General features: G+C 45.1%; 24 protein-coding genes. 16 read left to right on the top strand and 8 right to left on the bottom strand.

What is annotated here, in order from left to right; all coding sequences use genetic code 11:
• Positions 1–78: 78 nt before the first annotated feature.
• The gene (locus OM95_RS06780) at positions 79–732 is read right to left on the bottom strand and encodes a DUF222 domain-containing protein (RefSeq protein WP_041871755.1); all 654 of its coding nucleotides are present in this window, start codon (positions 730–732) and stop codon (positions 79–81) included.
• Between the two features lie 424 nt (positions 733–1,156).
• Here OM95_RS06780 and OM95_RS06775 point away from each other — a divergent pair, with 424 nt between their 5' ends.
• From OM95_RS06775 to OM95_RS06755, 5 genes are all read left to right on the top strand, one after another.
• Positions 1,157–2,257 (top strand): hypothetical protein, encoded by a 1,101-nt coding sequence (locus OM95_RS06775; protein ID WP_041871753.1) that lies wholly within the window; start codon positions 1,157–1,159, stop codon positions 2,255–2,257.
• A complete protein-coding gene (locus OM95_RS06770; RefSeq protein WP_291515742.1) occupies positions 2,254–2,961 on the top strand; it encodes a L,D-transpeptidase family protein in 708 nt (235 codons plus the stop codon). Before OM95_RS06775 ends, OM95_RS06770 begins: the two co-directional genes overlap by 4 nt.
• A 141-nt stretch (positions 2,962–3,102) precedes the next feature.
• Positions 3,103–3,846 (top strand): PilZ domain-containing protein, encoded by a 744-nt coding sequence (locus OM95_RS06765; protein WP_041871751.1) that lies wholly within the window; start codon positions 3,103–3,105, stop codon positions 3,844–3,846.
• 63 nt (positions 3,847–3,909) lie between these two features.
• Positions 3,910–5,721, top strand: coding sequence for a hypothetical protein (locus OM95_RS06760; protein WP_291515739.1), 1,812 nt, complete (start codon positions 3,910–3,912; stop codon positions 5,719–5,721).
• A 24-nt stretch (positions 5,722–5,745) separates the two neighbouring features.
• Positions 5,746–6,381 carry an RDD family protein gene (locus OM95_RS06755; RefSeq protein WP_041871750.1) on the top strand — a complete coding sequence of 212 codons (636 nt, stop codon included), beginning with the start codon at positions 5,746–5,748 and terminating at the stop codon, positions 6,379–6,381.
• Here OM95_RS06755 and OM95_RS06750 read toward each other — a convergent pair.
• Positions 6,358–7,527 carry a class I SAM-dependent RNA methyltransferase gene (locus OM95_RS06750; RefSeq protein WP_041871747.1) on the bottom strand — a complete coding sequence of 390 codons (1,170 nt, stop codon included), beginning with the start codon at positions 7,525–7,527 and terminating at the stop codon, positions 6,358–6,360. The two genes, OM95_RS06755 and OM95_RS06750, sit on opposite strands and share 24 nt — an antisense overlap.
• A 67-nt stretch (positions 7,528–7,594) precedes the next feature.
• On the opposite strand from OM95_RS06750, the gene OM95_RS06745 reads away from it, so the two are divergent.
• The gene (locus OM95_RS06745) at positions 7,595–8,032 is read left to right on the top strand and encodes a hypothetical protein (protein WP_291515737.1); all 438 of its coding nucleotides are present in this window, start codon (positions 7,595–7,597) and stop codon (positions 8,030–8,032) included.
• Here OM95_RS06745 and OM95_RS06740 read toward each other — a convergent pair.
• Entirely contained in the window at positions 8,029–8,679 is a 651-nt protein-coding gene (locus OM95_RS06740) for a hypothetical protein (protein WP_041871977.1), read from the bottom strand. The two genes, OM95_RS06745 and OM95_RS06740, sit on opposite strands and share 4 nt — an antisense overlap.
• A gap of 62 nt (positions 8,680–8,741) precedes the next feature.
• On the opposite strand from OM95_RS06740, the gene OM95_RS06735 reads away from it, so the two are divergent.
• The gene (locus tag OM95_RS06735; RefSeq protein WP_041871744.1) at positions 8,742–11,657 is read left to right on the top strand and encodes a M28 family peptidase; all 2,916 of its coding nucleotides are present in this window, start codon (positions 8,742–8,744) and stop codon (positions 11,655–11,657) included.
• Between the two features lie 31 nt (positions 11,658–11,688).
• Here OM95_RS06735 and OM95_RS06730 read toward each other — a convergent pair whose 3' ends face one another.
• Positions 11,689–12,387, bottom strand: a complete 699-nt coding sequence (locus OM95_RS06730) for a hypothetical protein (protein ID WP_041871741.1) — start codon at positions 12,385–12,387, stop codon at positions 11,689–11,691.
• Between the two features lie 163 nt (positions 12,388–12,550).
• On the opposite strand from OM95_RS06730, the gene OM95_RS06725 reads away from it, so the two are divergent.
• From OM95_RS06725 to OM95_RS06710, 4 genes are all read left to right on the top strand, one after another.
• A complete protein-coding gene (locus tag OM95_RS06725) occupies positions 12,551–12,949 on the top strand; it encodes a hypothetical protein (protein ID WP_041871738.1) in 399 nt (132 codons plus the stop codon).
• Positions 12,950–12,993: 44 nt separating this feature from the next.
• Positions 12,994–13,875: an alpha/beta hydrolase-fold protein gene (locus tag OM95_RS06720; protein WP_041871736.1), complete on the top strand. Its 882-nt coding sequence runs from the start codon at positions 12,994–12,996 to the stop codon at positions 13,873–13,875.
• Positions 13,872–14,195 carry a KH domain-containing protein gene (locus OM95_RS06715; RefSeq protein ID WP_291515735.1) on the top strand — a complete coding sequence of 108 codons (324 nt, stop codon included), beginning with the start codon at positions 13,872–13,874 and terminating at the stop codon, positions 14,193–14,195. Before OM95_RS06720 ends, OM95_RS06715 begins: the two co-directional genes overlap by 4 nt.
• Positions 14,196–14,335: 140 nt before the next feature.
• Positions 14,336–14,965, top strand: coding sequence for a GNAT family N-acetyltransferase (locus OM95_RS06710; RefSeq protein WP_291515733.1), 630 nt, complete (start codon positions 14,336–14,338; stop codon positions 14,963–14,965).
• A gap of 54 nt (positions 14,966–15,019) precedes the next feature.
• Here OM95_RS06710 and OM95_RS06705 read toward each other — a convergent pair whose 3' ends face one another.
• Positions 15,020–15,685: a hypothetical protein gene (locus OM95_RS06705; RefSeq protein WP_291515731.1), complete on the bottom strand. Its 666-nt coding sequence runs from the start codon at positions 15,683–15,685 to the stop codon at positions 15,020–15,022.
• A gap of 222 nt (positions 15,686–15,907) precedes the next feature.
• Entirely contained in the window at positions 15,908–16,381 is a 474-nt protein-coding gene (locus OM95_RS06700) for a cupin domain-containing protein (RefSeq protein WP_041871731.1), read from the bottom strand.
• A 161-nt stretch (positions 16,382–16,542) separates the two neighbouring features.
• Between OM95_RS06700 and OM95_RS06695 the strand changes: the two genes are divergently transcribed.
• Both OM95_RS06695 and OM95_RS06690 read left to right on the top strand, forming a co-directional pair.
• Entirely contained in the window at positions 16,543–16,800 is a 258-nt protein-coding gene (locus OM95_RS06695) for a hypothetical protein (RefSeq protein ID WP_041871728.1), read from the top strand.
• A gap of 71 nt (positions 16,801–16,871) precedes the next feature.
• Entirely contained in the window at positions 16,872–17,222 is a 351-nt protein-coding gene (locus tag OM95_RS06690; RefSeq protein ID WP_041871726.1) for a VOC family protein, read from the top strand.
• 173 nt (positions 17,223–17,395) lie between these two features.
• Here OM95_RS06690 and OM95_RS06685 read toward each other — a convergent pair whose 3' ends face one another.
• Positions 17,396–18,751, bottom strand: coding sequence for an MBL fold metallo-hydrolase (locus OM95_RS06685; protein ID WP_041871724.1), 1,356 nt, complete (start codon positions 18,749–18,751; stop codon positions 17,396–17,398).
• Between the two features lie 136 nt (positions 18,752–18,887).
• On the opposite strand from OM95_RS06685, the gene OM95_RS06680 reads away from it, so the two are divergent.
• The 3 genes from OM95_RS06680 to OM95_RS06670 all read left to right on the top strand — a co-directional run bounded on the left by OM95_RS06680 (position 18,888) and on the right by OM95_RS06670 (position 23,304).
• Positions 18,888–19,661: an NADAR family protein gene (locus tag OM95_RS06680; protein ID WP_041871722.1), complete on the top strand. Its 774-nt coding sequence runs from the start codon at positions 18,888–18,890 to the stop codon at positions 19,659–19,661.
• Positions 19,662–19,663: 2 nt separating this feature from the next.
• Entirely contained in the window at positions 19,664–20,845 is a 1,182-nt protein-coding gene (locus tag OM95_RS06675) for an aminotransferase class V-fold PLP-dependent enzyme (RefSeq protein ID WP_041871720.1), read from the top strand.
• A gap of 188 nt (positions 20,846–21,033) precedes the next feature.
• Positions 21,034–23,304 (top strand): Fic family protein, encoded by a 2,271-nt coding sequence (locus tag OM95_RS06670; RefSeq protein ID WP_291515729.1) that lies wholly within the window; start codon positions 21,034–21,036, stop codon positions 23,302–23,304.
• Here the strand turns inward: OM95_RS06670 and OM95_RS06665 are convergent.
• Complete coding sequence (locus OM95_RS06665; RefSeq protein ID WP_041871715.1) at positions 23,282–23,671, bottom strand: hypothetical protein; 390 nt, start codon at positions 23,669–23,671, stop codon at positions 23,282–23,284. The two genes, OM95_RS06670 and OM95_RS06665, sit on opposite strands and share 23 nt — an antisense overlap.
• Position 23,672: the final 1 nt, after the last annotated feature.

Raw genomic sequence — 23,672 nt, 5'->3', positions numbered from 1 at the left:
GGATTCTCTATCGATAGTTAAGTTCTTCTACAAGGCCGAGAGGACTTTCCTCTCAGTCTTGTATGTTTGTGATTCAACCTATATCGCTTTTTTTTGATTATGATTTGTCTTAACACTCATTTTCGTTTTTATAAACTTTCTTGCCAATGTTGAAATGACGTCACTCCAAGATCCATCTGGACATGAATGCGAAAGAAGGGATCTGGCTTTACTTAGATCAGAGAAATCTTCTTGGCTTAAAGTCACCTCCAGACGAATACTGGCATCGGACTGAGGCTTTATGAGTGTCCTTTTTTGCGGGTATTGGTTAAACTCTTTGGCGAGAACTTTTTGGGTGTCATAGGTGTTTTTGTGCTCGATTTCTTTAAGAAGTGCTTTAGTATCTATTCTAGTTGCCCCGATGCCTGATGTACGTGTCTCTTCTCTGAGGCACTTATTCAATTGTGTGAGTTGGGATAAATTCAGAGCTCCGTTTTCCAATCTTTCTGCAACCTCAGGGATTTGTCTTAAAAGCCGCGCTGATTGAATACGGCGATAAGCACTGGATTCTGAATACCCCAACCCTTTTGTTAGATAAGAAAACATTCCATCGTAACCCAAATCAGCGTAAAGCCTTCGGGATTCAATTTCATTTATATGCTGTAAAATCAGATGTGTGATTTTTCTTTCTGTGCGCACAAGTTTTTCGAGACGACGAGTTAGTTCGTCATTTGGGATGTTCGTTAGGTTCATAGAAACCTCCTTGCTCAAAATGAATTTAGCACCATTTTTAAAAATCGATTTTAGAGTTTTTTTAATTTATTCGCGGTTTCTAAGTAAGGATGAAAAACCTTGTTATAGCCGCTAATAGACTAGCTAAAGAGACTTTCTTGATAATTCGAGAACCTTCGCGCGATAAAAATATCAATTGGTTTAATCGCGGTATAGAGATCCAAAAAACATGGCAAGTTCTTTTTTATTGAAATTCATTTTTAACTCATAGCTTCAGCGAAACGAAAATGAAAATACCTAAGCCTTATGTGTATCCTTTTAAAAAAGTGGAGAAAAAAGGGATCCGAGAGTAGGTGCCGAAAATGGACCGTGTTTAAAATTTAGACACCCCTATGAACGTACATTTTTACCCAAGGTGGGTCTTAGAATTGCTGTTAATAGCCTTATGGCTATTCTTAAGCTTTTCACTCTAATGGCTTTTCTTATCATTTCCGCATGCTCTTTTAAGAAAGGCAATGAGGAGAAATTTCCTATTGAATCACGAGTTGAGACCTCATCGAAAGAAGATCCTTTAGTTACAGTTGTCCGATCTGGTTCCAAAGAAGAAGTAGAACGGAATCTTGGCGAGAAGTCAGCCAAAGAGCTTGAGAATATTGTAGCCATTAATGGTGATTCTTTAATTTTGGTAGCAGCTCGCAGAGGGTCTATTGAGATCCTTGAACTTCTGAGAGAAAAGGGGCTAAGTCTTTGGTCGTCTAATAGGAAAACTGGCGAAAGTCTAATAACAGATATCAACATAATTTCGGCGGATGTTGATTCAGCCCTTAAAGGCTACTTGGAAAGTTCTCTGCGTAAAGATCTGGATATTGCCAAGCGATATTTTCATAAAGGTCACACAGCTGCAGGTATGAACATTCTTTCTAAAGCGCAAATTCCCTGTCGCGTGTTTACCAGATCTATGATGTTTATGCTATGGGCAAACCCTCATATTGAAGTGCCACCATTTATTCGTGAACTTGTGAAAACTAAAGAGTGCTTACCATCAAAATCTTCAGCTGAGGCGCAAGATTTCTTAATCTTAGAGTTTGCTGCAAGACTGAAGTATGGAGTGAATAATTTTGAAGTTTTAAAGATTCTCTCGGAAGAAGCGAATGTAAAAATACCTAAATTCGAGGCTTCGCCGATTGTAACCTCGCAAACAAAAGAGTTAACACATGCAAAGTTAGTATATTCTGCACTTGCTCTCATCTATTTGTCTGATAAAGCAGAACCTGCTGGGCTGCCCATTTCCAAAGAGGAAATAAGTAAAGCCGCTGCAGAGTTTGCACAGCTAAATGAAGAGCCCGAACTGGTGTTGCAAGTTACGATTCCTGATGAAAATGTCTCGATGAGTATTACTTATAGTGGGATTAAGTACCAGCAAGCCGATCTTTTGATGTTTGCTGATCACGTTAAAGCAGAGTTTAGTCATTACTATGCAGTTCTTTTTAAGAAGTATAACTTACAAAGGTACTCTTTGTATCCTGATAATGAGAGGTCGCAATGAAAGTTCTTTTAGTAGCTTTGTCAGTTTTTGGAGTAGCGCAAAGCGCACTTGCCGGGAAGTATAGCTGTAAGAATATCGATTCAATTGTGGAAGATCGAAACTTAGTAGATTTAACTGGAGAAAGTCTAGAGTCTCTCAGAAACAAAAGAATTCAAGGCACTAAAGTCATTGTTTCTAAAGAAGGAAAGCGTCTTTTCTTATTTAGCGGCGATAGTCTTTTAAGAGTTTATAATGTGGCCCTAGGTAGATCTCCGTACGGACACAAAACTCAAGAAGGAGATAATAAAACTCCGGAAGGAGTTTATCAGATTGATTTTAAAAAGAATGATAGTGAATACCATAAAGCTTTACATGTAAACTATCCAAACAAAGCTGATCTTGAAAGAACTAAAAGAATATCTCAAAACAAAGGTGTAGATTTGAGTCCTGGTGGTGACATCATGATTCATGGGTTACCAAATGACGACACTTCACGTTTTTTTGTTGATAAAGCTCATCCAATCATTAACTGGACACGTGGCTGTATCGCTGTCACGAACGAAGAGATTGATGAACTCTATCAGTTGGTCCCTGTAAAGACGGAGCTTGAAATTTGTCCTGCCAATGAGCGGGGAGCATCCAATAGTGCTTTGAAAATTGCGGAAGATATAGCTAAAGAAGAGAGTGACTTGAAGTCTATTTCTATCCCCGGTAAAGCTCAGTAGAAGAGCATGATTTAAATATTAGGCGAATAGACCACTCTGGTAGGGTGGTCTATTTTTTTTAATTCAACTAAGGTCTGGTATCTCAAAGAATTCGTGCCCCCCCGAGTCCGTTTCGTTTAGCATAATTTTTGGGGGAAATTCATGACACAGACACCACTCAAAAAGCCTACCGGGATTTATTTTCTGGCCGTGCTTTTTCTGTTGGCGCCCCTGGGAAATCTGGCAATCAGTTTCGCGGGAAGCGGGGTTCCCCACTGGTACTTACCACCCACGTTATTTGAATTTCTCAAAGCGGTGACACCTTTGGATTGGGTGTGGCTGGGGCTGCTTTTTTTGTCGGGAATTTTGCTTTTCAAACCGCATAAGACTTCTTGGACCCTGGCCATTTTGTCTCTTGTCTTCGTTCTGGTCGTGAATGGGTATCGTTTCAGCACCCACGCTTTGGTGGGGGACGGGCTTTTTAATCAAACTCATCTGGTTCTTTCCAGCTTCGTCACCGTCGGCGTTCTGCTTTTGGCCTTTTATTTTCGTTTTCCTTATTTGGATCGTCGTGCCCAATGGTTATTTCCAACCGCCCACCGCTATGAGTTTGCGACTCGCGCTGATGTGGTGGCGCAAGATATTTTTGAGGGTGTTACAGAATCTATTTCCGTTTCGGGAGCGCGCATCCGATTGAAAAGAGATATGGAAGCAAGTTCCCGGGGATTGCGCTTTGTGGATGTGATCTTCCCTGAGATCCGCAATGTGAAGATCAAAAGTAAGGTCGTGGAATATCACGAAAACGTGCTTCGTTTGAAATTTAAAGACTTAAGTCGTAGGGATCGTGGATATCTGCATGACTGGTTTCGGTCTCAGATTGAGACAGAACAGAAATCCAAAGGTTAAGTCTAGGTTCTCGTTAAGTATTTTAAAAAGTGTACCGAAAAGACTCAAAAGCATGAGGTCGATATGATTGGGAAGTTTAAACCAAGTTCTTTGCTAAAAAATCTCGCAGCAGGTGTTTCTGTTGTGACAATGTGTATTGCGCCCGTCGCGGAAGGTGCAGCAGCATCGAACCAGAAGAAGTTGATCAATCAATACCTGAAAGAAACAGGTCTGACGACAAAGAAAATGACGGTGGGTGAATACTGGCGCATGGTTCGTCACGTTTATCCGGAAAAACTGCAGTCGCAGATGGATCAATGGGTGGCTTTAAACCGCAATCAGATGATGCCGTCGATCGAGGCGAGCACTTTTAAAGACTCCCATGGCAACGAACAAGTGCGTTTGACTTTGACGAAAGACGGTCAAACGATGAACTTGAATTTCACGGGTGATGAAGAAAATCCGTTGAAGGTAAATGGCGTTCCTGTTCAGAAAAAAGAACTTCTTAACTATAACAGCTTTAATGCTTTAGCTGGCAAGTTAGCGAAACAAGATCCAACGATTAACAAAGCTCTTAAGACAGGTAAACAAAAGCCACTGGGCAGTGATTTTGTTTTATCCTACAAAGAATATGTGAAATTGTCTGCACGGCAAAAAGCAGAGTATATGATTCGCATGCGTCGCGCGATGGAGTCTGCTCAACGCGTTTATACCGCGATTTACGGCGCGCAAGCGATGAATGAATTCAACAGCAACAGCAAATATGAGTTCGTGATGAACTTCTTATTGGGAACCGAGGCTTATGCTGCGGGTCTTACGGGTAAAAACTGTATCGTGGCGGGTTACTTGTCCGTTTATGGCGAGAATGGTTCTTGCGGTGGTAACAAGCAAGGGGCTGACGATTTAAGAGCGAAAATGGCTGCGAGCGGAGCGTCCTGCTCAAACAACGGCGTCGCCTGTAATCCGATGGTGTATGGCTTTAACTCTTCCGGACAAGCATTCTGTGTCAGTCGTGCGGATGTGAAGTATGCAACGCGTACGTGTAACTCGATGTCGCCATTGAATGGCGGCGACGACAAAGCGACCGCTCTTAATAAAAAACGCATTATCGAATCCTATTTGAAAAGCAAAGGTCAAAACATTGATCTTCAATTGAATGATGAAAATAAAATTTCTGAAGAACAGTACAAGCAGATTTCGACGTATCTGACAGATTTGAAATCGTATATTTCTTCAGCAATTGGGGCTTGTGATACAGCACCTTTGAAAGACATCCAAAAACAACGTGAAGACCAGGTGAATGCCTGCCAAGAGATCAAAGACCGTGCATTTGAACTTCAGGCTTTCGCAGTCAACCCTGTACCACCAACGCCGCTTCCTAATCCGGATCCAGGTGTGGGCAATTGTACCGATCAGGGTCGCGGTCAAGCCGGCGCTGATGGAAAATGTAAATGTCCTGAAGGCCAGAAAGAAGGCGAAGGCGGCATTTGTATGATCGTTGAAACCGGCGGGAACGGCGATCTTCCAGGCGGAAAAGAAGTTACGACGGGCGCGAAAGAAGACAGTTGTGGTTTCTGGTGCCGTAATAAAAACTGGATCATCCCCGTGGGTGTGGGTTTGTTAGCTTTAGGTGCCTTCTGGTGGATTTTCAAAAAAGACAGCAAGGCGAAGAGCACAGATCCTGTTTACGTTCCACCAGCTCCTGTGCCAGAGCCCACGGCAACGGCCACAGCAACAGCAACTCCTGTGGAAACGCCACCTCCGGCGCCATGCCCATCACCAAACACTTTGGTGAACGGCGTGTGTGTGCCTCCGGTCGTTGTTCCGCCGCCTACCACCACGACCGAAGGTGGTACGAAGACGGATGATGGAATTAAAGCGGGCGGAGTTCGCTAACTCCGGCCCCTTGCAAGGATGCAAATGGACATTGAAAAAAATCACGAAAAGACCAATTCACAGCGGGCTCCTCTGAAAAGGGAAGCCCCTGTTCCGTTAATAGGCCCCGGGATTCGTCGCCGACGGGCGCCGACGCCTCCGGCCGGCTCTAATAAAGTTCAAGAATTATTCAAGGATCGCAGGCTGAATTTTGACCAGGGCACGGGATTTCATGGCGGAGCCTCACGACGCCAAGGCTACCGTCTGGCTCTTTGGTCGTGGCTGGCATCTTGCATCGATGCTCTGATTCTGATTTCAGCCAGTTGCGCCTTCATTGCCGCTTTTTCTTTGATCATGCGAACTTCCTTGGGGTCGCTATTGGGAACTTTGACTCACAGTCAGCATCAACTGCTATTTTTTGCTGAAGTGTTTTTTGTTTTTGGCTGGGTTTACATGATTTCCATTCGCAGCCTGATGGGTTCGACCATTGGCGAATGGGCGTGTGATTTACGTCTAGGTCAACCGCACGAGCGCTTACAGTCGGGTTATATCCTGCGTGTGGCCCTACGAAGCACATTGATTCTTGTGACAGGTGTGGTGACCTTGCCGCTGCTTTCTTTGCTTTTGGGGAAAGATCTGGCCGGGGTGCTTTCTGGTCTAAGACTGTTTTCTTTGAAGTAATCCTAAAACCTCATAATGATGTGTCTGCGGGAACTGATCAACAATAAAGGTTTCCTGCAACTCGTAGCCATAATCCTGCAAGCGGGCCATGTCTCTGGCCATGGATTCCGGGAAGCACGACATGTAAATGAAAAAGCGCGGGCGCTGGGCAAGTGAAAGTGCTCCTAGAGGATTTAAAAAACCCATCAGTCCTGATCGTGGTGGGTTCGCCATCACCCCATCAAAACGAGAAAAATCTTCAGTGAGTTTTTTTTGGAAATCTCCCCGATGAATTTGAATTTTACTTTGTAAAGAACGCAGGTCTGCAGGCACGCATTCGATTGTTTTACGCAGTCCCTCTAACGAGAGTTCATCAATCTCGCAGGCTAAAATGCTTTCGGCCACTGCTGCTGCGGGAAGCGTGAGATTTCCGATCCCTGAGCCAAATTCAATAAGGCGACTGCGTGGAAAGGTTTGAATCCACGTATTGATAATGTCACAGATAATTTTATTCGCGCGTAGACTGGGTTGGGTGAAGCTTGCGACCTGACAATATAGATCCACAGGGCGATTTTCTATCCAGGTTTGAAACCACACATGCAGTTCAGGATCTCGCAGTTTGTACTCTTGCCCCGTCCACACCGGAACTTTGCGTCTTTGGCCGATCTCAACGAAGGCCTGTTGTTGCAGTCTTCGCAACAAAGTCTGCTCATCCAAAAGTGCTTTAATATCGACATTTGCAAAATCCAGCCACACACCTCTGTGTCCTTGCGGGCCGACGCGCAGGCGGATTGATCCCTTTTTGAAAGGCCACTGGAACTGTTCACGGAAGTCACTCAACCAAGCACTCAGTTCAGGGGACAGTTGGGAGCAGGTGGGAAGATCTAAAATCTGCCGTTGTTCCTTACGATAAAGCCCCAGACGCCCTTCTTCCAGGCTGAAATCAAGACGGTCCCGCAAAAACGCCGGGCCTGCGCTGAAAGCCCGAATGGGCGACTTTGAATGCAGACTGAAAGAGCTAAGTAATTGCTTTAGTTGTTCTTTTTTTGCTTCAATTTGGGCCCCATAAGGAACTCCCAAGGATTGACATCCTGAGCAATCGTCTTTGTAAGAGCAGGGCACCACAGTCTGGTGGTCAAAGTTTTCTTTTTCTAGCAGGTTTGTCATTGAATGCTTGCCCCGACCTTATGAGTGATATATTTCTGAACCCCTATTTTAGCAGGTATTGGAGGGGATGATGAAGGTTTTCTTGCTTTCTATCATGATCATTTTCGCAGGATTTATGGCTCAAGCCGCTAACAACAATCCCTGGATGCGCACTTGTCGCATCGATCAAGGTCGATTTTGGACCGTAAAAGTGCCCGGGGACGAGCAAGCTCTTTGTCTTTTTGGCGACGCTGGCATCGGCGCTGAAACTTTCTTTCTTTTTAAAACAAATTCCGGCGTTCCTGAAGCGATTCACGCTTATAAAAATCGCAACTCTTCGTCCCCGCGTGGCGGCGTTTGTGGCGCTTTCGATGCCGAATTGGTTGAAGGAAAAGACACAACAGGACGCTCGTTCAATCTTTGCCAATTCAGCGATGGCTCTTTGATCGAAGAGACGACTTTATGGCTGGGCGCTGGCTCTGGATCGAATGAAGCTCTGGATAACGCCCTTTCTAAGACTTACTAGTTTTTAGCAGATTCTTCAGGACGTAAAGAATAGATACATGAGCTTGCGTCCTTAATCACACCATCTTCCAGATGAAGATCTCTTTTGGTAAAACCTAAAGTCACATGGGGATAAAAGGCCTCAGGATTAAAATCCTGAGCGCTGCCACCTTTGGATGTGTACAGCAGTTGAACGGCCTTTCTGATCTGAAAGAGGCGATCGGATTCAACCACTACGTAATAAGTGGACTCTTTATGGCCGCGATCCTCCACTTTTCCCTGACCCACGCAAAGAAGCTTATAAGGCGCCTTCTTTAAATCCATCTGTTCGGCTAAGGCGTTAATCTCCTTCATCGAGACTTTCTTCTGAATCTTTTTATACTCCGGAGGTGTAATGACCGTGATGTGCGCTTCGCCGCGATGTTGCAGGCTGACATGCTGAGATTTTTCAAGCTCTGTGCGGAGCTTTTCAAACGCCGTGTAGGGCAGTTCTAAAGAAAGATAGGACGAGGTGCTTTTCTTCTTATTCGAGTCGACAGAGGCAATGGATCTGCTCGACGTTTTGAGATCTGACTCTTTATAAGGCAAGGAAGAGAGTTTGTAGGGCGACGAACTTGCACAGGCAGTCAGTGAAAGTGAAATGATAATACAGTGAAACGTGCGCATCATAATCATTCTTTTCCTTCCGGCGAGTTGACATAAATAGGGCGTAATTTTAGGCTACACGCACTATGAAAAAAGTGAAAGTTCTTCTTACAAGTGCCTGCATTTTCTCGGCTATTTCCTGTCAATACAAGGAAGCAAAGCCTACTAAATCCAACTCTGAGACTTCAACTGCCAGCGGTTCTTTTATGAATGAGCCTAATCAGCTTATAAGCGAGGCCCGCCAAATGACCTTTGTGGGGCCTAAGTCGGGGGAAGGCTACTTCAGTCCTGATGGTAAGAAGATGATTTTTCAAAGTGAAAGACATCCCGGAAATCCTTTTTACCAAATGTATATTTTGGATTTAGTCAGTGGGGAAACAACCCGCGTTTCTCCTGGCGAAGGGAAAACGACATGTGGTTGGATTCATCCCTCTATGAAGAAGGTGTTGTATTCGTCCACACATCTGGACCCGGCAACAAAAAAGAAGACTCAGGAAGAATATGACAGCCGCAAAAAAGCCGTTAAAGCCCGCTATTCCTGGAGCTTTGATGACACCTATGACATTTTTTCTTCCGACCTGCATGGGAAGCAGATTCAACGCCTGACCAAAGAGAAAGGTTATGATGCTGAGGCTTCTTATTCACCGGATGGTCGATGGATCGCCTTTGCTTCGAATCGTGCTGGATATAACGAAAAGCTTGAAGGTGAGGATAAAAAATTCTTTGAACAAGATCCTTCCTATATGATGGATATTTACATCATGAAGTCCGATGGGACGCAGGTGAAACGTCTCACAAACTCTAAGGGTTACGACGGGGGACCTTTCTTCAGCGCAGATGGTAAGAAGATCACGTGGCGTCGCTTTGCTCCTAATGGCTCTACGGCAGAAATCTATACGATGAATGTGGATGGAACAGAGCAAAAGCAAATCACTCGTTTAAAATCCATGTCCTGGGCGCCATTCTTTCATCCTTCCGGAGACTACATCATCTTTGGCTCCAGTGTGTTGGGATATTCCAATTTTGAGCTTTTCATCGTTGATGCCGAAGGCAAGCATGCGCCTGTGCGGGTGACTTTCGATGACGGATTTGATGGACTTCCGGTATTTACGCCGGATGGCAACAGTCTGTCCTGGACTCATAGAAATGAAAAAGGGGAGTCACAAATCCTTATTTCCAAGTGGGATGATGTTCTTGCCAGAAAACTTCTTGGTCTTCCCGCCCAAGATCCAGCCACAGGCTCACTGTCCCCGGAAGTTCGCAGCGATGATATCAAGAAATGGGTGCACTATTTAGCGTCCCCTGAACATCAGGGGCGTGGCACAGGTACTGTTCAGGAAAAGGTTTATACAGAAAAGTTAGCGCAACTCTTTAAGTCTTGGGGCCTACAAGGTGCGGCCGCTAATGGCAGCTTTTTCGATACCTTTGAATTCACTTCAGGTGTTCATCTAGGTCCTCAGAACTCACTTGAAGTTGTGGGTTCTTATCAGAAGAAGTACGAAGTTTCTAAGGACTTTGAGCCAATTTCTTTTTCAAAAATTGGTGATTTCAGAGAAGCTCCTGTCGTGTTTGTTGGTTACGGCATTAAAGCTCCCGCCAGTGACAAAGAACCTGAATACAATTCTTATCAAGGCCTGGACGTTAAAGGAAAATGGGTTTTGGCTTTGACGGATTTGCCGGCAGATATCTCCTCTCAGCGTCGTCATTACTTGAATCTTTATTCGCGTTTGCAACATAAAGTGACAGTTGCCAAGAACGAAGGGGCTTTAGGGCTGATCATTGCAAATGGACCGGTCAGCGGTCTGCCTGAAAAATTTGGTAAGATCAAATTTGAAGGTTCACTGTCTGATAGCACCATGGCGGTGTTACGTTTATCGGCAGCAGCGGCAACAGATCTTTTGAAATACGCGGGACAAGACCTCGCGGCTTTGCAAAAACGTTTAGATAAAGGCGAAATGGCAGAGGCTGTGGTCATTCCTTCAGCCTACATCAAGGCCAAAGTGGACCTGCAGTTTCAGAAATCGACCGGCATTAACGTCGTAGCAAAACTTCCCGTGGTCGGGGCGAAAAGCTCGGTGATGATTGGCGCTCACGGCGATCATTTGGGTCATGGACAGTTCGGCAGTTCTTTAGCTCGCGGCAATGAGATTGGCCAGTCTCACTACGGAGCTGATGATAATGCATCGGGTGTTTCCGGTGTCATGGAGCTTGCGCACTATTACGCCCATCTTGCTAAAGTGTCTCCGGGAAAAATTAAAAAGAATTTGTATTTCGGCGTCTGGTCCGGAGAAGAGTTGGGTAATTTAGGTTCCACTCATTTTACGAAAAACATTGCGAAACATAACATCGGTGCCTATTTGAACATGGATATGATCGGTCGTCTGAAAGATCGTCTTTTTGTGCAAGGCTTGGGATCGGGGGATCACTGGGTGCCTTTAGCGGAAGAGGTGGGGATTCGTTCTGCAGTGCCCATGGTTGTGCAAGAGGATCCCTATCTTCCCACTGATTCATTGGCTTTTTATATGGCAGGCGTGCCCACGGCGAACTTCTTCACGGGTTCGCACGGAGAATATCACACGCCTCGCGATACGGCCGATCTGGTGAATTATGAAGGGGTCGTCAAGGTTCTTAAAGTCGTTCAGGGATTCAGTGACGTGCTGGCAGATTCTTCCATTCCAATGGTGAAATACGTCAAAGTTGCTGGCGCACAGAACAAAATGGAAGGTCGCAGTTTCCGCGTTTATTTGGGAACTATTCCCGACTATTCGCAGGAGGGTGTAAAAGGGGTTCGTATTACGGGAGCCTCGAAAGACAGTCCTGCAGAGGCTGCTGGCGTGAAGGAAAAAGACATCATTGTCGAATTTGATAATACAAAGATCGAAAATCTTTATGATTACGTATACACACTTCAGGCGGTGAAACCGAATAAAGAGACCCTCCTGAAAGTGCTGCGCGATGGGAAGTTGATTGAGCTTAAGATCACACCAAAACTAAAAGAATAAAAAAAAGCCCTCTTCGCGAGGGCTTTTTTGTTTAGGGCGTAAACGTCAATTGGGGACAGCGATTTTTCAGAAAGTTTGCCAAGTTCTTGTCGGAGTATTTAAAGTACACATCTCCTTCAGAGGTTTTCGCAAACACCTCACTGTTTTTAATTTTGCAGGTGTTGCCTTTTTCATCGGTCAATAAAGAAGAGGCCGACAAAACTTCCGTGGGAGCTTTGCCTTTAGTGAAGCCCGCATCCAGAAGAAGACCTTTGTAATGAGTGATCTCAACGCCACCGCGATTGGTTCGGGAGATGTCAGAGGCGACCTTGACGGTGGCTTCAGTGATAGACACGACGTCGGCGGTCTCATAGTCGAAATAAAAAACGTTTCCAGAGACTGAAAATACCTCAAGTTGGCGAGATTCTGGGTTCCATTTATACTGTGGAATGACATCTTTTCTTGGGAACAAATAGAACTCTCGGGCCCCTGTGTCTTCGGAGTTAGGGCCCTGGCCAAAGGAATTAAAAACCATGAAGTTGCTGTCTTGGGTGAACATGTAGTCCCGATAAATCAATCCCGAGCTTTTGCAGTTTCGTACGGACAGAAAGCATTCTCCACTTGAAAAGGTGCCCATTTGAATCTGAATGCTGCCACCGCGTTCCACGACATCTTTACAGACTGGGGGAGCGGCAAATGCTGACGGAAATAAAATACCGGTTAGAAAAAACAAACACAGTTTTGCTTTCATAAACACCTCGTTATTAAAGCAGAACTCACGGGAAAATCACTGTCAGTAAGAAAACAAAGACACATTAAAAAAAATGACGAAATCTGGACTCGAAGGTCCTCAAGGTTCGTGGTTCTATAGGGACATCCCCCGACAATTTCATTTCCCCTAGCCGTGAGGATTTATGTCATCTTTCGTGAAAGAATTTAAAAAGTATCAAAAACAAGAACGACTTCTAACAGGAGCCTTGGTTTTGGTATCGGTTTTGGCGCCGATTTCTTTCACGCTGATGTTGAATCAAAAAGTTCAGTGGCCCCTATGTAGCGCGGTGGGTTTTGTATTAGGTGTGACGGCATTATACCTGCACTCTCTGCGCAGCAATATCAGTGAAAAGTTGGTAAAAAAGTACGAAAAGCTAGAGGTGGGGGATGTTCTTTGTCGAAAAGTGACTCCGACAAATCCGGGGCGTTTTGTGGTGACCAACAGAGCCTACAACCATCTATTTTTAAAGTGCATGTACACGGGTGAAACTGTTCAGGTGTCCAAGGACAGAATCCGCGAAGATTTCGACATTGCAAATTGATTTTGTAAACGCCTCCTCCAGAATGAAATCTGAAGGGGGAGGCTATGAAAAGCGCATCTTTATTCTTGCTCCTTCTGCACGTTGCAGTGTTTTCCTGGGCGCAATCCAAAGAAGAAATTCAAAACGAAATTGAAATTGAAAGCCTGAATTATCAGTGCGGCGCGGACACCGTTCGCGGTATTGACTTTAAGTATTGTTATCGCAAGGCCAGGGCTACCAACAATGATGACATCGTCTATTTCTTTCATGGACTGTATGGCTCAGAAAAATCCTGGCAGCGTCAGTTTTGGGGAACTTGGTTTATTCAAAAGTGGTGGTATTTCAGAGGTTATCAGCCGCGCGTGATCTCTATTTCCTTCGGTCCTCAGTGGCTTCTTGTGAATAACAAAAAGTATCCGCTGCTGCCGCTATTTACTGAAGAGATCATGCCCATGATGGAAAAACGTCTGGGGGGATTGCGAAAAGGCAAACGCCATATAATCGGCCAGTCGATGGGTGGATTCAATGCCACTCAAGTGGCCCTAAGAAATCCGGGAATGTTTTCCCGTGTGGCTCTGCTTTGTCCCGCGATCACTCATATTGGTCCTTATGATTCAGAAAAAGACATTCAAAACTATGTTGCGCGGACCGGAGCGAAACTTCGTTTGGTCAAAAAAATGCTGACAGTTTCCCGGTCCTTTTTTTTAAACAAAGCGGATTGGGATCTTCACAATCCCTTTAATTTGTTAAAAAAATACAAGTCTTCTGAACGAGCCAAATTTTATCTGTCGACTGGCATGATAGACGGATATGGCTTCCAAGAAGGATCGAAAGATTTTTATGATATGGCTCACGGGAAATCCTTCTTTTCCAGATGGGTCCCTGTTCCTGGTGGTCACTGTAATTTTAATAGAAAAAACACGGCTTACTTCATCATGGGGGAATGACGTTTATGGGCGAGATGGAATCTTATAAATTTGAAGAACCGAAAAGCAAGAGTATGTCTATAGAAGCTCAAGAGGCTTATCGTGAAGAGATTCGCTCATTGGTTGAGCACATCACGCGACTGCTCGTCGATCAGCCAGAGACGGTGACAGTGACCACCTATGTCGGCCCTAAAACCACTGTTTATCGGGTGAATTGTGCCAAAGAAAATCTAGGTCAGGTCATTGGCAGTCAGGGTAAAACCATTATGGGCTTGCGCGCGGTGGTTCACGCCATGACAGCAAGGACGGGGATTCGTTCCATCGTGGAAATACCGGTTTAGAAGCGAAATCACCCCCTGCTTTCGCCCCTTGGTGTCCGTTCGCATTTTGTTTTCATTTAAAACTCAGTTTCTTTTCACTTAAAAGGCTTTTTAAGCCCAGAGTTGCTCTGGTTAGAAAGGCCTTTTAGAACTGGGCTTGTATGTCACATGCCGAGTTCGAGGTCTTCAACCATCGCACCAACAATTACTACGCCTTTCGACGTCTTTCTTTTGAACAGGATGTCGATCTTTACTGCCGATGGATGCAACAGCCCTACGTAGCGCAATGGTGGGGATTGAATTTATCCCGCGCGGATCTCGCGCAAAAACTGCTTGCAGAGCTTGAGGATACTCATCAGGAACTTTTTATCGGTCTTATTAATGGTCGACCAGTAAGTTATTTCGAAAAGTACTGGTTGCATGCAGATGCGTTGGGGCACTTTATTCATCATGAGCCCTTTGATCAGGGGCTGCATTTTCTTATCGGCGAACCAACCTATTTCGGACGCTTACACACGTCCTCTTCAATAGCGGCATTCACGAAACTCATCTTTACAGAAAAGCGGACCCAACGTGTTATCGGCGAGCCAGATATTCGTAATAAGGCCGCCCTTCTCTATGCAGAAGCCAATTGTTTTGTGCAAAGAGAAATCGTCACACTTCCGGAAAGAACCTCGGCAATAATGGTCTGCGAGCGGGAACAGTTTTTTTCGCGCTTCGCGAAAGAGGAAACTCAGCTTTACCGAAGATTTCCGGCTGCAAACGAAGCGTCCTTTTCAGCGAATCTTTAAATACAAAAAGCGCGAAGTTTCCTTCGCGCCGCTAAAAGTTAGTATTTGAAATTTCTATTCTTCTTCCACGAAATTTGTCGCACGTACGATATCGAATTCGTAGCGTTGCTGTAAATCCTCAAGACTTTTTGCGCGATAAGCACCAAAAATTTCGCCGACATAATAAGGCATTAAAACTTTCGGCATCTGGAAGTAAGCATTCTGCATCATAGAGACTTGAATGGATGGATATGAAACCACCTGACGGCCGCTCTTGCCGTCGATCACAAATTGCGCGCGATAGCCGGCTTTCTTCAGTAGGGCTTCTTCGTGATTTCTATTCATATAACAGTGTCCGATTTCATGGATCAGCAAGTTGTACAAAGGTGAAGCGTAACCGCTTTCTTTATCGTACACTCGTGTCGAAAAGAACTTTTTGTTCAGAACGATTTTCGTTCCGACGCCGTTGGCATCGCGGACACAGGACGAAGATTCACGTTGCAAGTGAGTCTTGGAAACGACCACCGGGATTTTACTCCAATCCACGTTAATGGAAAACTGGGCGGCATAATCACGGATCAGCGCCATGTTTTCGTCGACAATGTTTCTTTCTTCAGCGGAGGCCTCGTCCACAACAGACTCTGTTCCCTGAAGAACTTCTCCGGTCGGAGAATCGTCTGAAGAGTTAGCACAACCGATGAACGCCAATAATGTTAGGGGTAGTAGTATTAGTTTTTTCATGAGTCATAGTTAGCCATGCTTTGGTAGAGGAATGGAATTCTTAAATGGTCCGCTTGGTAACAATCAAAAATGCCGCACTCTGTGGTGTGATCTGCCGTAAAAGCTTCAGGAAAAATCGACAACTGACAGAATTTAAGAGTAATTTCTAAACTGCTCTTAAAGAAAAAATATCAAAGCGGCAATAAAAATAAATCAAGTCGGGCAGGATCGGGGACGGCAGACCTAGTAAGGCCTTCCGTCTTTATGTGTAAAAATCCACTTTCCATTTTCGCCAAGCACAGCTTTCAGATCATCCGCAGGATAAGACGCTTCATCATGGGGACTACGATCTCCCATTTCAAGATAGATCACCGGATCTGGTGATCTATTTATGAGTTTATGGGCTGGACCTTCAGGGGAAAATCCAGCGCAATCACCGGGTGCAAGAAGATATTCACCCTCATCCGTGACCAAGGTGGGTTGTCCCTCCAGGATAAAAATAAACTCTTCCTGTAAAGAGTGCTTATGCAATAACGCGGATTCCGCACCGGGCCTCAGAGTGGTCAGATTGACGCCAAATTTTTTGATTCCAAAGAGGTCTCCTAAAGGTCTTTTGTCTCGTCCATTCATGCGCACAGCAAATTCGGGAGGGTAATTCGAAGGGGTGGTCCGTAACGGCGCCTCAGAGGCTTTAATAAATTTTTTATTTATCGACATAGTCTTAGATTAAAAGACAAAGCGAGACGCGGCAATGTCAGCGTCTGAATTCCATACCTGGCTGTCCACAGAATCTATGAAAATTGGCATGTTCTATCATTTATCATGGCTAAAATAAAGTCCGCCTACCTATCCTTGAGTCATCCACGGAGGAGGAATAAATGAAGAAATGGATTGCGGTTTTATTTGCAAGTATTTGTTTAGCCAGTCTTAATGCACATGCTGAAGATATACAAACGACCGACGAAATGCCTTGGGATGCGGTGATTGAGCCAATGTTGGGCGGTTGTCCCTCAGGCACTCGTCCTGTCGCTAAGTACTGTTGGAATGAGTATCGCGGCTGTCTAGTGAAATGCGGAACTCTTTGTCAAAAAGTACCAACACCACCACCAACTGGCGGAACACCAGACCCTGAATAGCAGATAAAAGGCGCAGAATTTCTCTGCGCCTTTTAGACGACATCTTCTGAAGTATCAGGTGAAATCAAGAAATGAAAGTAAAACGAATCGTCGCAAACATCGAAACCAAAAAGATCTCAGCCGCGCGCCGTTTTTATGAAAAAGTTTTGGGCTTGGATGTCCTTATGGACCACGGCTGGCTTGTTACTTATGGATCCAGTACAAAAATGACGGTGCAGATTAGCTTTGCATCTCAAGGTGGATCGAATACGAAAGTGCCTGATTTATCGATTGAAGTCGATGATGTTAACGAGGCATATCGCCGCATGAAAAAAGCCCGATTTAAAATCAAATATCCTTTAACCGAAGAACCTTGGGGCGTACGAAGATTTTTCGTTCAAGATCCTTTTGGTCAGACAGTGAACATTTTGGAACATCTTTAAGACACAGCTTTGGACTCAGCATAACCCCGCATAATGCGGTCGGTGACTTAATTACTGAGACTTAAAGAAGAGACATTTTTAATGAGAATTTACCTTCAGGAAGGTCCAGACATATTCTTCTGATAAGTTATATTATGTAACGATGTATATATATCAGCTTTAGAATATACGTCTTAAAGCCTGATAATTTGGTTCATTTCTGGAATTTCCACATCCCACTTTAAATCGGCTTTAATACGCGATCCAAGCTCTTCCGATGCAGACCTTTCCCCATGCACTAAAAAGACTTTCTGCGGGCTTATAGGAGCTTGTTTTAACCAGTTCATCAGATCACTGCGATCTGCATGGGCTGAAAACGAATCCGAAGGAACGACTTTGCATGAGATATCTACATACATACCATGCATTTTGATTTCCTTTTCACCATCCAGAATGCGGCGACCACGAGTTCCAGCACTTTGAAAGCCTGCCAATAGCAGAATATTTCGTGGGTTTGGCGCAAAGGCCTTTAAGTGATGTAAAACTCGGCCTCCAGTCAACATACCACTGGCGGCAATGATCACCATGGGGCCTGATTGCTCGTTTAAAAGCTTCGAATCTTCGGCGGTTTTGACATTGTGAACTTCTGACAGAATTTCCGCAAATTGACCTGGACCTAGACGATGGAAAAACGGGTAGGCCTCATACAGATCTGAGATCTCTTGTCCCATGGGAGTATTTAAATAAACGGGGATTTGCGCGGGGACTTCCCCTGCCCTTTTTAACTCTACAATTTCGTACATCAGATTCTGCGCGCGGCCCACGGCAAAACTAGGTATTAACAGCACCCCTTTGGATTTTGCGATCTCTAAGATACATTGTTTCAAAATCTCTTTTGAAGGGATTTCTGAATGGTCGCGATTCCCATATGTAGATTCCATCACGATATAATCCGCTTCTTGAGGCGGCTCTGGAGGCCACATCAAAGGATCGTTATTGCGTCCCAAATCCCCGGAAAAATAAACTTTCTTTTCACCATTAGAAACTAAGACAGAAGATGCGCCCAGGATGTGTCCTGAGTTAAATAATTCGATGGATAAGGTGCCAATTTTAAATTCCTCATGCACTTTATGCGTTCTAAACAGAGGCAGAGTGCGATTGACGTCTTCAACGGTATAAAGAGCCAGAGCGGGATGATGTTTAGAGAACCCTTTTTTATTGGCGTATTCAGCATCTTCTTCCTGAATTTTTGCGGAATCCAGAAGAATGATCTTCGTGACTTCAAGCGTGGCTTCGGTGCAGTGAATCTCCCCTTTAAAACCTTTTTTTACAAGTAATGGCAAAGCTCCACAATGGTCCAAGTGAGCATGGGTTAAGACCACCGCATCGATGTTGTTTGGTTCGATTGGGAAATCAGACCAGTTGAGTTGGCGCAATTCTTTAAGGCCTTGAAACATGCCGCAATCAACAAGAATACGGGTTCCGTCATTATGAACCAAAAATTTGGATCCAGTCACAGTGCTTGCACCGCCAAGAAAACCAATCTCCACAAAATCCCCTCTCGCTGATTTCTTTAATAATAGCCTTATTCCTGACCGTATTTTGACCGTTTACGCATACAGTCAGAATTGTATTCGGTGCAAAGCTCCGCTAGTCTTTGCGGGCGTTTTTGCACAAGGGGGATTCATGGCTAAAACGATATTTATTTCTTTTTTTGTGTTCTTGTCGGCCGTTCTAATTTCTTGTTCAGATTCCAGCTCGAAAAACCCTCAAATCGTAAATCCTGCCAATAAAGCAGATAATTCCTGGCAAGCCCCCTATCCAGCCCATTGGTGGAAGAGTGTTCCGCGCGAGCAGGCAAAATCCTGGGAAATTCTTCCTCAGGATGCAGGCATTATGGAAGTTGTTTTGAGCAAAAGAAATGAATTAGGTCTGCTTTCTAATTTCGCCGACGCGTCTTTCGTGTTCCACGGCGTGTGTTACCCGACAGTGGAAGCTTTCTGGCAAATGATGAAATATCCCGAGACCGAAAATGATCCGCGCTGGACCTGGGCAAAAAAATGGAAATACACGCGTGAAGAAGTATCACAGATGAACGGCTATGCTGCAAAAAGTGCTGGGGGCTACGCCAACTTTCTGATGGAAAAGAACAATGCCAACTGGGTGACTTTCGAAGGCAAAGTTTTTCCGTTTGCGACGAAAGAACCCGCCGAACACTACAATTTGATCTATGCAGCCCTGATCGAAAAGCTTCGTCAAAACCCGATCGTGCTTGAGGTTCTGATGAAAACAAATGATTTGAAACTTCTCCCCGACCACGGTGTTTCAGAAAAATCGCCTCGTGAATGGCATTACTATTTATTGTGGATGGATATTCGCGAACAGCTGAAAAAGAATCAGTTGTCTTTGGTAACGACGGAGGATCTCTCTTTGAAAACCTGTAAAGGTCACAACAACTAATTATGTTTCAGGATTTTTCGACTGATTTTAAGAAGTACAAGGACACCTCTTTTGTAAATCTGAATAACGGCACGCTGGGGCTTTGTCCTTCGGCTGTTATTGACCAGCAAAAAAGAGAGCTCGAACTCTTCGAGTTGAACACTTCTTACAGTCTAGGGGCCTCGTGGTCGCGTTTATGGAGTCTGCAGCAACAACTGGCGGCCTTCTTCAATGCCGACCCTCAGGATCTTTTCCTGCGCCCCAATGTCACGCTGGCATTAAATGAAATTGTCATGGGACTTCCTCTGCCGAAAGGCTCTGAGATCCTGACCACGAACTTTGAGTACGGTGCCGTCGTTAATATTCTGAAATTCAAAGCACGTAACGAGCAACTAAATCTGCGCTTTATGAATGCTGATTTTCTTTACTCGGATATCAGTGCTGACGAGGCTGTTGCCAATTTCGCCAAAGAAATTTCCGAACAAACCCGGGTGTTGGTAGTCAGTCATGTCTTTACCGGCAATGGCATTCAACTTCCCTTGGCAAAACTTGCGAAAGAACTGCGTAAGAAAAATGTGTGGCTGGTGGTGGACGGCGCTCATGCTCCGGGATTGTTTAATCTGGATTTTAATAAAGATCTTCAAGATGTCGATTTCTATGCCGGAAATTTACATAAATGGTTCATGGGGCCAAAGGGCACTGCCTTCGGCTGGGTGAATCCCGCACTCCAGAGTCAGCTTTTTCCTCGATATGGCTCATGGACAACGGAAGCAGAACTAGCTCCCGTCATGGGAGAATTCAGAAATCATCCCTTTGCCGCCCGCATGCTATGGTCACACTCACAAAACTTTAGCTCGTATTACGGCCTGGAATCGACTTTGGCCTTTTGGTCCCGCTCAGGAAAAAATCAGATCTTCGCTGAAATTCAAAAACGCCGAAACTATCTTGAGGACGGATTGAATCGTTTGCAGATAAAGCCACTTAAAAGCCGTCATTCAGAAATAGCTTCATCTTTGTTATGTTACAAAATTGAGGATTTCAAGGGGTTGCATTTTGACGATTTGATCGTGCGCGATTCCAATCCCAGAATCCAGGTCGGGCTGCCTCGTGTTCCAGGCAGTCCTGTAATGCGACTGACCCCGCATATTCACAACTCTCAGGCTGAACTGGACACGGCTCTTCTTACCCTTGCAAAGTTTGTCTAGTGTCTTGACGTCTGTCGACACAAAATGCCTCTTTCTCAAAATGAGACAGGGAGCCGCCCCCGCCTTTTCTTTTTATTCAATATAAAGGCCTTTGATTGAGCACAGGCATTGCTCTGGTAATGCTTCGAAGAAGAGGTGTCTCTATGCCTGTGCATAAGATGGTTTATAGGTTCGTATTAACTTTGATAATGGCGCTCAGCTTTTTTGGACCGGCACATGCCGCCCAAATGTGCGAGTATGTCTTTACAGAGCCGCAGGTCAAAGCTCGCGGCGCGGATTTTGGTCTGCGATCTGAAGCAAGACAGCCCGAAACTCCCCTTGAACTTTTGCAATTTAAAACAATCAAAGGCGATCTTTGGGCCACGCTGGAAAAAATCCCGCCACAACGCAAAGCTCAGATCGAGCACCTTCTGGCATCGGTCGAGTTCTTCGATTACACCCACACGGCCGAAAAGATTCTACCTAACTTCCTTGAAGGCAAGCGCGAAGTTTTGGATTTTTCTGTACTCTACGATCGCGCGGGAGAAGAAAGATCGGCCCCTTTTAAGGGGTTCTTGCGAGCTCGTGATAATTTCCTAAGAAAAGAACAGCCTCCCATCACGGCTGAACTTTTGTCGGAAATCCATAAGCGCATCATGGAAAATGGTGTTGAGGGTGTTCGTCTTCAACAGCTCGGCGTGTGGCGCGATGGTCATTGGACCGGGAATGTTGCTGGCGCCTTCAAAGTCACTCCGAAAGAAGCTGAGATTTTAAGAGAAAATCCCTATCTAAGTTTTGAGGAAGGGGCCCGCTCAGACAGCACGCTGAATGAAAATGTTTGGAAAAATGTAAAAATCTGGGGATCCCACCGCAACATGGTTGCCGAAACAGGCAATGCCGTCGAGATCTCCGGCCGTATTCATTACCCCTATGTGAAGACGCCAAAGCAAGAGACCGTCGATCTGATTAAGAATTCTCATCCGGAAGTTTACAAACAGATCATGGAATACCGTGAACAGCATGGTACTTCCTACTCAGGCCAAGGTCCTCAAGCTTTAGAACAAGCCTTCACCAAAGCTCTTGTTGAGGAACGCTTTGCACGTTTCAATGCCGAACGCGCCGCTTTGGGCGAAGTTAAAATTGGCATTAATGAACACAGATATATCGACCTCGTCGCAGATCTTCAGCGTGACCTGGTTGCGATCCACCCGGTTCTTAATGGGAATGGTCGCACGACAAGACTCTTGATGAACTACATGCTGACGAAGGAAGGTTTGCCTCCGGTTCGTCTAGTGGATCCTTTTTTAGATGTTCAGGTCTCTCAAAAAGAGTGGCGTGAATACGTTCATAAAGGCGTGGTTAACAACGCAAAACTACAGGCAGATGTTCTGTTCCGCCTGAAAAATGGCCTGACAGTTGAGCACTCGCCAGAGTTATTGTACCCAGGTTTGCCGGAAATGGTCAGTATCTCGCTAAAACAACAGGGCAAGACCAAGGAAGTGCAGAACTACGCCCAAGCAAAAGTGGATGCAGGACAGTTCAATGCCTTCATCAAAGCTTTGATGCAAAAACACCCTGAATTGACAACTGAGATTAAGAACAACCGCCTGCGCGCGATGTCTCGTATCGCTGATTTGTTTGTTGAGTACTACAGATCAAAAACGGTTCGCTACATCCACGATAAAGATGGGGAACGCGAGATCGGCTTGCGCCTTGTTGACCCGGACTTTGTGGATCTGTTTGCCGTTAACAGATCCGGCAATAAAACACTTTGGGACGCAAAAATCGACCGCTGGTACGACAAAGACATGCTTGTCTGGCGTGGTCTTTCCAATAAAACCAAAGAGCCTATTCGTCAGGAGTTATTGGACTACTTCAAAAAACCGACTTCTCACCTGGTTTCCAATAGCGTGTTAAGAGCTCTTCGTGCGGGCACGCCACTGGTTCAGGCGATCAAGGCTGACTTTGCTCTGTTTAACAAAGAATCTTTGAATGGCGATATGGTTGAAATGGCTATTGATCACCATAGAAGTGGTCCTAAATACGGCATCTCCTACGGATATTCGACGTCTAAGCGTGAAGTAGTTGGTAAAGCCTTTGCGATGGGCGCGATGGTTGTCGGCGAGTATGGTAAACACATGGATCCGGCGCTTCAGGCGCAACTGAAGTCTCGTATCAATGTCGCCTCTTACCGTGCACTTAAAGACGTTGATTTGGGTCGTTTAAAGGCGTTTGATCCCGAGTTTTCCTACACCTATGGCCGCCAAGCCGAAGTGATGGGTATCGGAGGTACAGATCCAGATGCCGTGATGTTAATCCAAAAATTGGATGCGACCGGTAAAGTTATGGAAACGCTTCTAAGAAACGTTGAAAAGCCAAATGAAGTTTTGGTTATCGACGGTCGCTATGTGCCGGGAGAAGGACCTCTCCCGACAGAAAGAATCAAAGAGCGCCTGCTTATTCAGCCAACCACTCCTTAAAACCCAGCTTTAGGGCAGCCTCAATGTCTTTGCGATCAATTTCGTAGACATTGGAGTTGCCCGTAGGGCTTCCACAAACCTGAATACGCATCATTCCGTCGTTTTGGTTTGAAGCGGAATAAACCTTGATGTCTTTCAGTTGTTTCTGCATTTCCGCAACAGGAATCGCTTTACCCTGACCACATTGCAAAGATCCGTCGGGCTTAAAAACTTTTACTCGATCTGTCGCCGCTGACTTTGTCACAGGAACCTCACTTTGAGTTGCTGTTACCTCGCCTTTGCCAGGTTGCTTTTGCGTGCGGCAGTTGCCGTGAGTGCAAGCCCCTAGAACCAAGACAAAAGGAAGAACGGCTAAAAGTTGTTTCATC

Origin of the sequence: Bdellovibrio sp. ArHS (assembly GCF_000786105.1) — a bacterium.
Taxonomy (GTDB): domain Bacteria; phylum Bdellovibrionota; class Bdellovibrionia; order Bdellovibrionales; family Bdellovibrionaceae; genus Bdellovibrio.
This window is presented reverse-complemented; position numbering and strand designations above follow the sequence as displayed.